Source organism: Argonema galeatum A003/A1 (genome assembly GCF_023333595.1).
In the GTDB taxonomy this organism is placed as follows: domain Bacteria; phylum Cyanobacteriota; class Cyanobacteriia; order Cyanobacteriales; family Aerosakkonemataceae; genus Argonema; species Argonema galeatum.
In genome coordinates this window covers 24,063-36,255 of record NZ_JAIQZM010000019.1, presented here as the reverse complement: position 1 = coordinate 36,255, position 12,193 = coordinate 24,063, and the positions used below count along the sequence as shown (strand labels likewise).

General features: G+C 46.9%; 14 protein-coding genes. 10 read left to right on the top strand and 4 right to left on the bottom strand.

All coding sequences use genetic code 11. The features are described from left to right. The first annotated feature begins 9 nt into the window (after positions 1-9). From rsmA to LAY41_RS19310, 5 genes are all read left to right on the top strand, one after another. Entirely contained in the window at positions 10-828 is an 819-nt protein-coding gene (rsmA, locus tag LAY41_RS19330) for a 16S rRNA (adenine(1518)-N(6)/adenine(1519)-N(6))-dimethyltransferase RsmA (RefSeq protein ID WP_249101657.1), read from the top strand. A gap of 37 nt (positions 829-865) precedes the next feature. Next, complete coding sequence (gene ispE / locus LAY41_RS19325) at positions 866-1,810, top strand: 4-(cytidine 5'-diphospho)-2-C-methyl-D-erythritol kinase (protein ID WP_249101655.1); 945 nt, start codon at positions 866-868, stop codon at positions 1,808-1,810. Positions 1,811-1,846: 36 nt separating this feature from the next. Next, a complete protein-coding gene (locus LAY41_RS19320) occupies positions 1,847-2,197 on the top strand; it encodes a DUF3082 domain-containing protein (RefSeq protein ID WP_249101652.1) in 351 nt (116 codons plus the stop codon). Between the two features lie 71 nt (positions 2,198-2,268). Further along, positions 2,269-2,460: an element excision factor XisH family protein gene (locus tag LAY41_RS19315; RefSeq protein WP_338023025.1), complete on the top strand. Its 192-nt coding sequence runs from the start codon at positions 2,269-2,271 to the stop codon at positions 2,458-2,460. Then, positions 2,448-2,801 (top strand): XisI protein, encoded by a 354-nt coding sequence (locus LAY41_RS19310; RefSeq protein WP_249068901.1) that lies wholly within the window; start codon positions 2,448-2,450, stop codon positions 2,799-2,801. The genes LAY41_RS19315 and LAY41_RS19310 overlap by 13 nt, the downstream gene beginning before the upstream one ends. A gap of 417 nt (positions 2,802-3,218) precedes the next feature. Here LAY41_RS19310 and LAY41_RS19305 read toward each other — a convergent pair whose 3' ends face one another. Together LAY41_RS19305 and LAY41_RS19300 are read right to left on the bottom strand one after the other, a co-directional pair. Beyond that, positions 3,219-4,010: a pentapeptide repeat-containing protein gene (locus LAY41_RS19305; RefSeq protein WP_249101650.1), complete on the bottom strand. Its 792-nt coding sequence runs from the start codon at positions 4,008-4,010 to the stop codon at positions 3,219-3,221. Positions 4,011-4,549: 539 nt separating this feature from the next. Next, positions 4,550-4,810 (bottom strand): hypothetical protein, encoded by a 261-nt coding sequence (locus LAY41_RS19300; protein ID WP_249101648.1) that lies wholly within the window; start codon positions 4,808-4,810, stop codon positions 4,550-4,552. A 498-nt stretch (positions 4,811-5,308) separates the two neighbouring features. On the opposite strand from LAY41_RS19300, the gene LAY41_RS19295 reads away from it, so the two are divergent. From LAY41_RS19295 to hemG, 5 genes are all read left to right on the top strand, one after another. After that, entirely contained in the window at positions 5,309-6,961 is a 1,653-nt protein-coding gene (locus LAY41_RS19295; RefSeq protein WP_249101646.1) for an HD-GYP domain-containing protein, read from the top strand. 160 nt (positions 6,962-7,121) lie between these two features. Beyond that, the gene (locus LAY41_RS19290; RefSeq protein ID WP_249101643.1) at positions 7,122-7,409 is read left to right on the top strand and encodes a type II toxin-antitoxin system Phd/YefM family antitoxin; all 288 of its coding nucleotides are present in this window, start codon (positions 7,122-7,124) and stop codon (positions 7,407-7,409) included. Beyond that, positions 7,393-7,743, top strand: a complete 351-nt coding sequence (locus LAY41_RS19285; RefSeq protein ID WP_249101639.1) for a type II toxin-antitoxin system RelE/ParE family toxin — start codon at positions 7,393-7,395, stop codon at positions 7,741-7,743. The genes LAY41_RS19290 and LAY41_RS19285 overlap by 17 nt, the downstream gene beginning before the upstream one ends. Before the next feature lie 460 nt (positions 7,744-8,203). Continuing rightward, positions 8,204-8,428, top strand: coding sequence for a DUF2811 domain-containing protein (locus LAY41_RS19280; protein WP_249068895.1), 225 nt, complete (start codon positions 8,204-8,206; stop codon positions 8,426-8,428). Positions 8,429-8,446: 18 nt separating this feature from the next. Continuing rightward, a complete protein-coding gene (gene hemG / locus LAY41_RS19275) occupies positions 8,447-9,853 on the top strand; it encodes a protoporphyrinogen oxidase (RefSeq protein WP_249101636.1) in 1,407 nt (468 codons plus the stop codon). Between the two features lie 132 nt (positions 9,854-9,985). Here hemG and LAY41_RS19270 read toward each other — a convergent pair whose 3' ends face one another. Then, positions 9,986-10,732: a response regulator transcription factor gene (locus LAY41_RS19270; RefSeq protein ID WP_249101632.1), complete on the bottom strand. Its 747-nt coding sequence runs from the start codon at positions 10,730-10,732 to the stop codon at positions 9,986-9,988. Positions 10,733-10,965: 233 nt separating this feature from the next. After that, complete coding sequence (locus tag LAY41_RS19265; RefSeq protein WP_249101629.1) at positions 10,966-11,688, bottom strand: response regulator transcription factor; 723 nt, start codon at positions 11,686-11,688, stop codon at positions 10,966-10,968. Positions 11,689-12,193 lie beyond the last annotated feature (505 nt).

Here is a 12,193-nt window from a genome sequence, read left to right as displayed (position 1 = left end):
CAAAATCGAATGACTCATTCACCTCGCAAACAATTCGCACAGCACTGGCTCAAGAGTGACAAAGCCCTAAACCAGATTGTCAAAGCGGCAGAAATTACCAGTAGCGATCGCATTTGGGAAATTGGCCCCGGCACCGGCATCCTGACACGCCGCTTATTGCCCCAAGCTGAAAGTGTCGTCGCCGTCGAAATCGATCGCGACTTGTGCCAGTTACTAGCTAAAAAGTTGGGAAAAACCGAAACCTTTTTACTGTTGCAAGGCGATGTCCTCAGCATCGATTTAGCTGCTAATCTGGCTAATTTCCCCGCATTCCAAAATCCTAATAAAGTTGTAGCCAATATCCCGTACAATATTACGGGGCCGATTCTGGAAAAACTCTTAGGTACGATCGCCAACCCAAATCCCCAACCCTTCGATCTAATCGTGCTGCTGGTGCAAAAAGAAGTGGCAGAACGGCTATATGCCAAACCTTGCTCGAAAGCATTTGGCGCATTGTCAGTCAGAGTGCAGTATCTAGCAGATTGCGAGTTAGTCTGTCACGTACCAGCAAGAGATTTCGAGCCGCCGCCAAAGGTAGATTCTGCCGTAGTGCGGTTGCGTCCCCACACCCGACAAGCTGCCAGTGACCCCAAATTCCTGGATAATTTGGTTAAACTCAGCTTTGCCGAAAAGCGCAAAATGTTGCGAAATAATTTGAAAAGTCTAGTAGAACGCGATCGCCTGACCAACTTACTGGAACAATTAGAAATAAACCCCCAAGTCCGCGCCGAAGACCTCAGCGTCGCCCAGTGGATGGAATTGAGTAACAGATTAACCCCTAGCCCCTAGCCCCTAGTCCCTAGCCCCTAGCCCCTAGCCCCTAGAAATGCGCTCCTACACCCTAATTGCCCCAGCCAAAATAAATCTATATCTGGAAATCCTGGGCGATCGCCAGGATGGCTATCACGAGCTGGCAATGGTACTGCAAAGTATAGATCTAGCCGATCGCATCGATCTGCGCTCTAACGGCACCGATGTCATCCGCATCCACTGCAATCATCCCGGCGTACCGCAAGACAAAACTAACCTCGCTTACCGAGCCGCCACACTGATGATAGACCAATTTCCCGACGCCTTTGCACAATATGGCGGCGTGGAAATTGACATTGACAAGCGCATTCCCATCGCAGCTGGATTAGCTGGCGGGTCTACAAATGCAGCAGCAGTTTTGGTAGGCTTGGATTTGATGTGGCATCTGGGTTTAACTCAGTCGGAATTGCAGGAAATGGCAGCCCAACTGGGTTCGGACGTGCCTTTTTGCGTCGCTGGCGGAACTGCAATCGCCACCGGACGCGGCGAAAAGCTCTCCCCCTTGCCCGATTTAGATCATCTATACCTGATCTTGGCTAAATACCGCAGTTTAGAAGTTTCCACAGCTTGGGCCTACTCCACCTACCGACAGCAATTTGGCAGTTCCTACGCCTGCGACACCGAAAGTGCAGAAACCCGTTCTGGTAAGGTAAATTCTGGTTGCCTTGTGAATGCGATCGCTCATAAAGATAACGCTAAAATCGGTGAATGCCTCTACAACGACTTAGAGAAAGTCGTCTTAAGAGCCTATCCTCAAGTCTTGCAACTGCGAGAAGCATTCCAACGCACGGGGGTTTTAGGCACAATGATGTCAGGTTCTGGCCCTACAGTCTTTGCCCTCACCGAGTCTCTTCCCCAAGCTCAACAAATACAAACAGAAGTAGAGAATGCGATCGGCAACCCCGATCTAGACTTCTGGATAGCCCAATTTAGCCCAAACGGCATTCGCGTTGCCAATTGACTCAAATTATCAAAAACTGAAACTCTCTTAAAGCTTATGCTTGACCAATCTCCCCCCACTCCCAAATCCCAGATCGAAAACCCCAAATCGACCGACTCCACAAAAGCGACTCCCCTGCGTTGTATAACAGGTTCCCTGATTGCAGGTGCAATGGCGACCGGACTTTATTCCCTCACCGCTTCCATTGCCCAAAGCTTCGCCTCCAAACCAATTCAATCCCACAACATCACTGTTATTAATATCACCGTCGCCGTTCGTACCCTCGTCGTCGGCGTCAGCACCTTGGCAACCGTCATCTTTGGCATAATAGCGATCGGTCTTGTCGCTTTAGGCGTTCAACTTTTCATTCAACAGTTCAAAAACCAGCCTACCCCACCGCAAAGTTAATACCAATTTGCTAGTCGAGTGGGGGTGGTTGGGTTTTAGGGGGCGATCGCAACAAAACTCAAAATGCTGCGATCGCTATCCTTGTATACCGAAATCTCATTCAACTCACCGCTCCAGAATACACGCTATATTTGGCAATTGATGATGTCGTATACAAAGAGTTCTTTCAACGTAAGTCTGTACAAGTAGTTACTCATCAGAATCAGCTTCTTTTAATAGTAGTTGAAATGGAAAAAGAGGAAATTAGGCAATGGATAAACTAGAATACTATCGCAGTACGGTTAAAAAAATATTAACTGGATATTATGAAATGACGGTCAAGGGAGAGCTTACGCTAGATGAATTAGAGTCAGATAATCGTCTTGCATTTGACGAAGAACGAGATCAATATCTATGGTTTCACTCTGGTTGGGAAGGCAAACAACGGATACGTTACATTACTATGTATCTTCGCATTAAAGATGGCAAAATTTGGGTTGAAGAAGATTGGACTGATTTGTGTGTAGTTGACGATTTATTGGCAGCAGAAATTCCTAAGAGTGATATTGTTTTAGGGTTTCATCATCCCAGTAAGCGACCTTTCACAGAATTTGCTACAGCTTGATTAGAAACAAAAATTTACCGTAGTAGCGATCGCCTAACAGCTTATTACCAATTTCAAGGTACTACCATTATCCAGTTGGACGGGAAAAATTTTGGTATATTTTCCTCCGAAAGTCCTAAGTTACCCGGCTCTTCCGTACTTAGTGTGCCAAATTATTATAAGTACGGAAGAGCCCCATCGCTAAGGAATTTTCAAAAAATCAACCGCTCCAGTAGAGGCGGTGTACCAACACTCGCCTCTACTGTAAAAATTGTGATTGCTATAGACGTAGTAACGTTCTTATTCGTCGGCGACGGCAGCGGTACTACAGCCGTCTTTGCCCGCTCGCCTGAACGCCCACACCCTAAGTAACTGGAGTTTAGACGATCGCACCTGCGGTGCGATCGTCTAAACGTAGATAAGTTAGGTGTAGATAGTTCACGATGGCAATCCCGGACGTGGCAGGCTGAAACCGTTACCAGTAGGGGCATACAAACCGGACTGGGAAAAACTGACATAAGCCATACCTGACCTTGGCGACTCATTCTGCTTAACCACAATCGGTTCTTCTCGATAAAGTCCGATCGCACCATCCAACCTTGCATTTGCTAAATTGGCACCACTCAAGTTGGCGTTCAACAAGTTAGCACCACTCAAGTTGGCGTTCAACAAGTTAGCATCTCTCAAATCCGCACCACTCAAGTTTGCATCTTTCAGGTCGGCACCCACTAAACGGGCATCACACAGAGTCGCATTAGACAGATTAGCACCGACCAAATTCCCATTTCCCAAATTAGCACCACCCAAGTTCGCACCGCAGAGATTGGCACGATTCAGATTAACCCCAATCAGGTTAGCACCATCCAAGTCAGCACCGCTCAGGTTGACTTCACTCAAGTTGGCGTTCACCAAATTGGCAAACCCCAGGTCAGCACCGCACAAATTGGCATTATTCATCTGACAGTCAAAAAGGTTCAGCCCCTTACAATCAGCCCCGCTTAAGTCAGCATTAACCAGATTCGCCGAAACCAGGTTAGCAAAACTAAGATCGACACCGCTCAAGTTAGCACCGCTCAAGTTGACACCATTCATATTGGCAAAAATCAAGTTGGCACCGCTTAAGTCAGCACCACTCAGATTCAGCCTTACTAGGGTTGCCTCACTCAGGTCACCCCCTTGGCATTGTTTGGTTTCGAGCAATCGTTTGATGTGTGCGCTATTTCCAGCCATATTCCTACCACTTAGACCAGACCGCAAAGTTTTTTGGACTGAAAACCCCGATCCATATTTTTTAATTTATGGGGTGAGGGGTAACACCCCTCATTTGCTTTCCACATCATAAACAAAAATCCGCAAAATGTCTGGCACAGCAGCAGCTGGTCAAGTTTGGATGTTGCCAGGGGGAGCGGAGGAGTGGAGGAGTGGGGGAGAAGGAACAACATTGATACCAAATCCGGGTTATTTACCCCCTTTATAGTGTGAAGTGTAGGGGTGAAGCATTGCGGCAATAAGTGTATTCCCTAACCAAAGCCTTTCTACCGCAATGCTTCACCCAACTTATGGATAACGGGGGTTTTTATCCCGGATTTGGTATGAGGCCGAAAAATGGGGTAGCTAACCCGGATTTGGTATAATTACGTCATTTCAGCTAGAGGGTGAGCACGAAAAACCGGGTTTCTTGGGTTGAAGCAAGGAAATATCGCCTTGACAACCAAAGAAACCCGGTTTCTCATCCCCTATACCGAATACACCAATCGGTGTTTTGGAAGCTAACGGGTTAAGCAAAATTGACGGGTGTGGAGTACAGCTTCGCCATGATCGGGAATCCAGGCTAACCACTCCCTCTCCGAACACTGGCACAGAAGAAGTGCTTCGTCAAAACTCAAAGGGCTAGGAAGCTCTAAAAGTTTTACCCATGTAGAAGGTTGGAATTCTTCCTGCAAAGGGAGCGTTTGGGTTTCTCTGGCCCAATTGTAGGGTTGGAAACGCCGCGTTCTAACAACTTCCAGCTTATCGATGTCGAGTTTCATAATTTTCTTGCCTTGGTAAGCAGACTGCTGCTAAGCCTTTGCGATCGCGTCTTCAAGCTTTCGATCGAAGCGGTCTTAGCCAATGGTCTAAAATTAAATTGCTTCTGTAACTTACGCTACAGAAAAGTTTCTACTTTAGTCAACTAACTGTCTTAGAACTTTACAGTTCTGAGTAAAACCTCTCTAGAAGCGGCAGATTAGCCTCCCAAATAGCTCTTTTCTTCCCCGATGCAGGTGAAATCTTGCTAGGTTGGAGTATGAATCATAAAATTGAACACTCAGCTAATCCACGCCAAGTTGTGTAGGGTAGCAACTGCTTGTGACACCAAAAAGAAATCTCCCGCTATACTCCCTTCGACTGAAAAGTAAGAGAATGTTAATAGAAGAAAATTGTATAGCTGGGCTGTTGCAGCCTTATAGGTAAAATAAGTACGCAAAATAGCCAGCCTGACCGTGATATTAGGGTGAAAATACATGATCCTTCTCGATTCCCAGCTCATGCCCTGCGAAAACCACATAGATCGGCAAGAATCTACTGAACGGGTTGAACCGATCGAGCAGCTTTTGGCGATCGGCACAGCCCTCTCTAGCAGCCAGGACTTGGGGCAATTGCTCAGTTTAATCTTGTCAAAGAGTCGGGAAATTACTTATAGCGATGCGGGAAGCGTCTATCTGATAGACCACAGCGATGCCGTTCCTAAGTTGCTGTTTAAGGCAGCGCAGAATGGTTCTCAACCCAACGCAGATTTAAAAGAATTCGCTATGCCCCTAGACCACAACAGTCTGGCGGGGTATGTGGCGCTGACCGGCAAAAGCTTAAATCTGTCGGACGCCTATAATTTACCATTGGACGTCCCCTACCACCTAGACGACAGTTTTGACCGCGACTTCTCCTACCGAACTCGTTCGGTTTTGGTGTTACCAATGCAAGACCAGCACGGGGAAGTAATTGGGGTACTTCAGCTAATTAATCGCAAAGTCGAACCGGATGCGGTTATCACTCCAGAAAATGTCACAAAAGTAACGCAGCCCTATTCCGAGTGGGAAGAACGGATTATGCGATCGCTTGCTTCTCAGGCGGCTATTTCTATTGAACGCAATCACCTGCAACAAAGCATCGAAAACTTGTTCGAGAGCTTTGTCAAAGCCTCTGTAGAACTGATTGAAATGCGAGACCCGACTACTTCGGGTCATTCTGAGCGAGTCGCCGAACTGGTTGTTTGTCTGAGTAAAGAGGTAAATTTAGTTACCGCTGGTTCGCTGCGATCGATTTATTTTGGCGATCGCCAAATCAAAGAAATTCACTACGCTGCACTCTTGCACGACTTTGGCAAAGTTTGCGTCCCAGAAGCCATCTTAAGAAAGCAGAAAAAACTCTACCCCGAACAATTGGAGATCGTTCGTCACCGCTTTGCTATAGCCCAGCGAACCCTGGAAATGGAAGCAGCTCAAGCTAAATACAAACATTTACTTGGCTCCCTCGATCATCGCCATCTTACTGATGTTACCTCTTTAGGAGGCTGTCCTTATTGCCAAGACCAAGAAAAATTCGATACCCAGCTGACTCAAGCGATCGATAAACTGACTCGATATTGGGAACTGCTACTAGAAGTCAATGAACCCGAAACAAGGGAAACTGACGAATTTCGTGCTTTTTCTGAAGAAGCTCTCGCTCAACTGACAGAACTGTCTAAGTACACTTATCGAGACATCGACGGTCAGCTAAAGCCCCTCGTTTCCTTACAAGAAATGACTCAACTAATGGTACCCAGAGGCAACCTCACCCCCGAAGAGCGTCTAGAAATCGAAGCTCACGTTACCCACACCTACAAATTTCTTCAGCGCATCCCCTGGACGAAACATTTCAAAAATCTACCCATGATTGCCTACGGACATCACGAAAAGCTGGATGGTAGCGGTTACCCCCAAGGCTTAACACACGAAGATATTCCGATTCAAACTCAGATTTTGACAATTGCCGATATCTATGATGCCCTCACCGCAAGCGATCGTCCCTACAAGCGCAGATTGACCGTCGAAACCTCCCTACAAATTCTTCGACAAGAAGTCAGCAAAAACAAAATCAACAGCGACCTGGTCGAGCTTTTTGCCCACCGCCAGATTTTCGCGATCTTAGGTCACACCGCGTGAAGTACCCACCGAATCGTCGGAGTACCGACTCGCTTCGTGGGCTTCTGTACTCATAGGCGAGTGCCCCAACTTGGACTTTGGTCAAAAAGGCTCAAGCACAATAGACAAAACAATTGCCAACTGTTAGCATGAAATTATCAAATAATTCTTTGAAAATATCATGCTTAGTCTGAGTGACATTTATCCTCTCTCAGAGTTCCAGCGGGGTGCGAAAGCTTTCCTGGCAAGACTCAAAGAAACTAAAGCACCAATAGTTCTGACTGTTAATGGTAAAGCTACTGCCGTTGTTCAAGATGCTGAAGGCTATCAGCATCTTCTCGATAGACTTGATTTACTGGAGTCTATTGTGGGTATCCGCAAAAGTATTGAAGAATTTGAGCAAGGGAAAGGGATACCTCTAAAGCAAGCATTTGCAGAACTTCGGGAAAAATATGGCCTACCAGATTGAAATATCTCCTACTGCGGTAGCTGATATAGAAGGTATTTTTCTTTGGATAAAGGAGGATTCACCGGAAAACGCTTATCGCTGGGTAAGAGGATGTTATGAAATTATGTTGACGCTGGAAAACTTTCCGAGGCGTTGTGCTTTGGCTATCGAAAGTGAGTATATGGGAATAGAGGTACGCCAACTTTTCTATAAAAAGCAATTCAATATTTTATTTACTGTTAGTGAAATAGTTGAGCAAGAGCAAGGAATTGTGCGTATTCATCGTGTGCGTCGTTGTTCTCAACAAACACTTCAAAGTATAGATCAACTCTTAGGTGATGAACCAGAAACTTAAACCGCGCTCGCCTCCCATGCCCCATACCCGATCGCCAATTTTTTGCAATTCTTATCTTTTGCCAAACTTTTCCCCACAGATTCCACAACCTTTCCCCAAAGCTGTCAAAACTTTTCCACAGAGCTTCCGTAGTTTTCCACAGGTTTCAACGTTCGTATGCGGTCTTTCTGTCGGACTGGGGATTTCTTTGACAAACACTCCATCTGCCGGGATATGCTGAGTTTTAGTAAAGATATGTAACAAAAAAAGGCTAAAAAGCTTATTAGTTCGTAGCGGTTTTGTTTATGTGAAGACAGTTGTAATATTTCGCAGCATTGACAACCCTACCCCCAAATAGCAGACAATGATGCGGCTGACCGATAAGGCGATCGGGTACTGGGGGCATTGTAGATTCTAGATTTAATTTAAAATCTTCTCCTTCTCCCCGCTCCCCCTCACCCCCTCTTCTCTGGAGGTGTCTATGAACACAAACGTTAGTATGCTGGCCGAAATCCCCGAAGTACTGCACGAATCGCTCAAAAGCTATTTGGAAAGTCATCCAGATTGGGATCAAGACCGGGTTTTTACTGCTGCTCTATCCCTATTTTTGCTGCAAAATGGAGGTGGCAACACCCCAGAAGCGTCGCGCAGCTATCGTAGAGCTGCCCAGGTATATCTTGAAACACTGTTCCGAAATTCTGTATAACAGTTATTTGTCAAAAACGTGCTAGATACCTTAATTGTTGGAGCTGGAATTAGCGGTCTGAGCCTAGCTCACGCTTTGCAGCAAGACGGGCGGCGGATTTTACTGTGCGAACGTCAGGGACGAGTTGGTGGAAATATCACCACAGGTATGGCAGAGGGATTTCTCTGGGAAGAAGGCCCCACCAGCTTTTCGCCGACGCCAGAACTGCTTCGCTTGGCTGTAGATGTCGGACTGGAGCAAGAGTTGATGCTGGCAGATCGCAAATTGCCTCGTTACGTCTACTGGCAAGGGCAACTGCAACCAGTGCCGATGAGTCCTCCCGCAGCCATAAGTTCCCAGCTGCTCACCTTACAAGGCAAGCTACGGGCACTGACGGGCGCTTTGGGGTTTATAGCACCGGCTATGGCGCTATCTGAACAGGGGGGAGAGGAAACGATCGCCCAGTTCTTCCAGCGTCATCTGGGAGCAGAAGTCACGCAGCGACTGGTTGCTCCCTTCGTTTCCGGCGTTTATGCTGGCGATCCCGATCTACTCAGTGCATCTGCATCTTTCCGGCGAATTGTCAAGCTTTCGGAAATGGGTGGAGGATTGTTGGCAGGAGCTATATTGCAACGTCGCGGATCGAAGAAACAGGGGAAGCCGCAAGACCCCAGCATTCCCAAAACTCGGCCTGGAGAATTAGGCTCCTTTAAGCAGGGTATTTCCGCTTTACCGCAAGCGATCGCATCTCATCTGGGCGATACCGTTAAGCTGGGCTGGCACCTGACGACGCTGCAAAAGAGCGATCGTCAAACATACATAGCAGAATTTGATACACCCGCAGGACCTGAACAGGTAGAAGCTTGCACGATCGTCCTCACCACACCCGCCTACGTAACAGCTGACCTCCTGCAATTTTTAATACCAACAGCAAGCCAAGTTTTAAGGGAAATTCCTTATCCTCCCGTAGCCTGCGTTGTCGTCGCCTATCCACAAACTGCTCTGAAGCAACCTCTACGCGGCTTCGGCAACTTAATTCCGCGAAGGCAGTCCATTCGTACCCTTGGCACTATCTGGTCTTCCAGTCTATTCCCAGGTCGCGCTCCCCAAGGATGGCAACTGCTAACCAACTTTATCGGCGGAGCAACCGATCCCGAAATTGCCGATTTAGACGACGAGCAAATTGTTCAAGCTGTTCATCAAGACCTTTACCGCATCCTCCTTAAGGAAGATGTAGCACCAAAAGTTCTCGCCGTGCATCTTTGGAAACGTGCGATTCCTCAGTACACTCTGGGGCATCTCCAGCGGTTAGAGCAAGTTAATCAAGCTCTAGAACAATTTCCCGGTTTATTTCTGTGTAGTAACTACTTTGATGGCGTTTCTCTAGGAGACTGCGTTAAGCGGGCTATTGAGCTATCTGCGGAAATTCGCCAACATTTGCAGTAGGGGCTCCGCATTCGGGGAGTAAGCGATCGCTCTCTCCCTAGATTTTCACCCCCGAATGCTTCGCCCCTACACGCTAAAAAGGCACTAAGAAGTATTAGTCAATTGGTGTTCTAGCGGATGGGTACGAGGGAATCAACAACCTGTTAAAGCTTCGGTGGTATTGGAAACCTCAAGCTTGTAGCCGACATTTCGGACTGTGTGAATTAATGTTGGCTGACTCGCATCTACTTCAATCTTCTTGCGAATTTGATCGATATGAACATCAACAACTCGGTCTTCTGCGCCTTCTATTCCTGCGTGTTCGTAACCCCAAACTTCTTGAATCAGCTCCTTGCGCCGCCAAACCCTACCCGGATGACGGGCTAAAAAATACAGTAGATCGAACTCTAATGCAGTTAAAGGTATGCTTTGATTGTTGAGGGTGACCTCCCGTAGCACAGGATCGATCGCCAGCTTTTCCAAGACTAGAACCTGCTGTTGTGCAGGAGTCGGGGTCGGCTGGATTCGCCGCAAAAGAGCCTGCACTTGTTTTTCTAGAACTTCCACATAAAAAGGCTTGGTAACATAAGCGTCAGCCGACTCAAATCCAATAATTTGAGATTTTACGTCTGTTAGGCTTGTCAGTAGCATTACAAGCACACCTGTACGGTTCTTCATTTCCTCGCAGATTTTAAAACCGATCGTGTCAGGCAAAATCACATCCAGAATCACCAAGTCAGGGTGGAATTGCTCAAACACCTCCAAGGCGTTTTTACCGTCTGCGGCGCATTCTATTTGATAGTTCTGCTTGCTCTGGGTTAAGAAGCGATAGATTAAATTTCGGATTGCTGGGTCGTCATCAACGACAAGGATCTTTTTGCGAGCTACGTCGGTTTTCATGGTAATGTCTCAAGCAGCACAGTCGAAACTTGAACGCACCACAACCAAATCAAAAATTATAGTTGTGGATTCATTCGCTACGCAGTTATGAAGATTGGCATCAAGGGAACGAAAAACCCAACTTTTCCACTTCTATCAAAGGGATAGGCTGATGTGTATTTAGGGTTGATAAATACGACGTTCAAGAGCAAAAATAGGAACCTGGCCCACAAGGAGCCAGAAACCGAAGCGTGTCACGGCTGAGATTTGTGTGTTTCTTCAGTGGGATCGGGAATCTCAAACTGGTAGCCAACACCACGAATCGTCCGAATCATCTTATCCGGCCCAGAATCGGTTTCCAATTTCTTGCGAATTTGGCCGATATGAACGTCTACCACGCGCTGATCTCCTACGTATTCGTAATCCCATACAGCTTGGATCAGCTCGGAACGACGCCAAACCTTACCCGGATGACTGGCTAAAAAATGTAGCAGATCGAACTCTAAGGCTGTTAAGGGCACGCTCTGATTGTTGAGCGTTACCTCCCGACGCACCGGATCGATCATCAGTTGGTCAAATATGATACGTTGTTGTTCCGCAGTAGTGACCACCCGCTGGCGCTTCAAGATAGCTGCAACTCTGACTCCCAATTCACTTAGACTAAAAGGTTTAGTGATGTAGTCATCGGCACCTTTGGAAAATCCCGTAATTTTATCTGCTTCGTCTGTCCGGCTTGTTAGCATTAGCACAAATACACCAGTGCGACTCTGCATTTCTTGACAGAGGTTATAGCCATTGGCATCAGGCAAATTCACATCCAGAATTACTAAGTCTGGGTTGAATTGCTCAAACACCGCTATGGCCGTCTTCCCGTCAACAGCAGACTCCATTTGGTAGTTTTGCTTACTCAAGAACCGCTGGATTAAGTTTCGGACCGCAGGGTCGTCATCAACGACAAGAATCTTGGCGAGAGACATGGCCACCACTTCACAGTTAAAGTTAAAGTTGAGGATAAATTAGCGAACTGAAAAGCTGGATGCGAGCTTTGGGGACGAGTATAGCGAGCAAAGCTTGGGGACAGATTCGCCTATTAATTGTGTATTCAGCATTTTAAAGGATTTTATAGGAGCCCAGCATTAGTATGCCCTACCTGGTAGCTATACTTTCGATAATCGATCGAAGTCAGGACTTACGCACTATCACCCCATAGGGTACAGCGTGGGCTTGAAATATAGTTCTAGTTGACTTGAGTCGGTGCTACTAGGGCAATCGGGCGACGTTAAGAGCAAGCCGTCAGTATAACCTAGAAATTTGTCATGCTAGTAACTAGCTGTGTTAGCGGGAAAACAGGTAAACGATCGTGTTCCGGGTATCAAGCTAAACTACTTGCAGGAGTAATAACTTTAACGATCGGTCAACAACCAACCGCTAGCTGGAACTAGCCGTGTGGTGTCAGAATATGAGACCGCGTAGAACCGGAAC

Excerpts from the sequence above, each read along its gene's own strand:
- rsmA (WP_249101657.1), top strand. The coding sequence starts at position 10 with ATGACTCATTCACCTCGCAAACAATTCGCACAGCACTGGCTCAAGAGT.
- ispE (WP_249101655.1), top strand. The coding sequence starts at position 866 with ATGCGCTCCTACACCCTAATTGCCCCAGCCAAAATAAATCTATATCTG.
- LAY41_RS19320 (WP_249101652.1), top strand. The coding sequence starts at position 1,847 with ATGCTTGACCAATCTCCCCCCACTCCCAAATCCCAGATCGAAAACCCC.
- LAY41_RS19310 (WP_249068901.1), top strand. The coding sequence starts at position 2,448 with ATGGATAAACTAGAATACTATCGCAGTACGGTTAAAAAAATATTAACT.
- LAY41_RS19305 (WP_249101650.1), bottom strand. The coding sequence starts at position 4,010 with ATGGCTGGAAATAGCGCACACATCAAACGATTGCTCGAAACCAAACAA.
- LAY41_RS19300 (WP_249101648.1), bottom strand. The coding sequence starts at position 4,810 with ATGAAACTCGACATCGATAAGCTGGAAGTTGTTAGAACGCGGCGTTTC.
- LAY41_RS19295 (WP_249101646.1), top strand. The coding sequence starts at position 5,309 with ATGCCCTGCGAAAACCACATAGATCGGCAAGAATCTACTGAACGGGTT.
- LAY41_RS19290 (WP_249101643.1), top strand. The coding sequence starts at position 7,122 with ATGCTTAGTCTGAGTGACATTTATCCTCTCTCAGAGTTCCAGCGGGGT.
- LAY41_RS19285 (WP_249101639.1), top strand. The coding sequence starts at position 7,393 with ATGGCCTACCAGATTGAAATATCTCCTACTGCGGTAGCTGATATAGAA.
- LAY41_RS19280 (WP_249068895.1), top strand. The coding sequence starts at position 8,204 with ATGAACACAAACGTTAGTATGCTGGCCGAAATCCCCGAAGTACTGCAC.
- LAY41_RS19270 (WP_249101632.1), bottom strand. The coding sequence starts at position 10,732 with ATGAAAACCGACGTAGCTCGCAAAAAGATCCTTGTCGTTGATGACGAC.
- LAY41_RS19265 (WP_249101629.1), bottom strand. The coding sequence starts at position 11,688 with ATGTCTCTCGCCAAGATTCTTGTCGTTGATGACGACCCTGCGGTCCGA.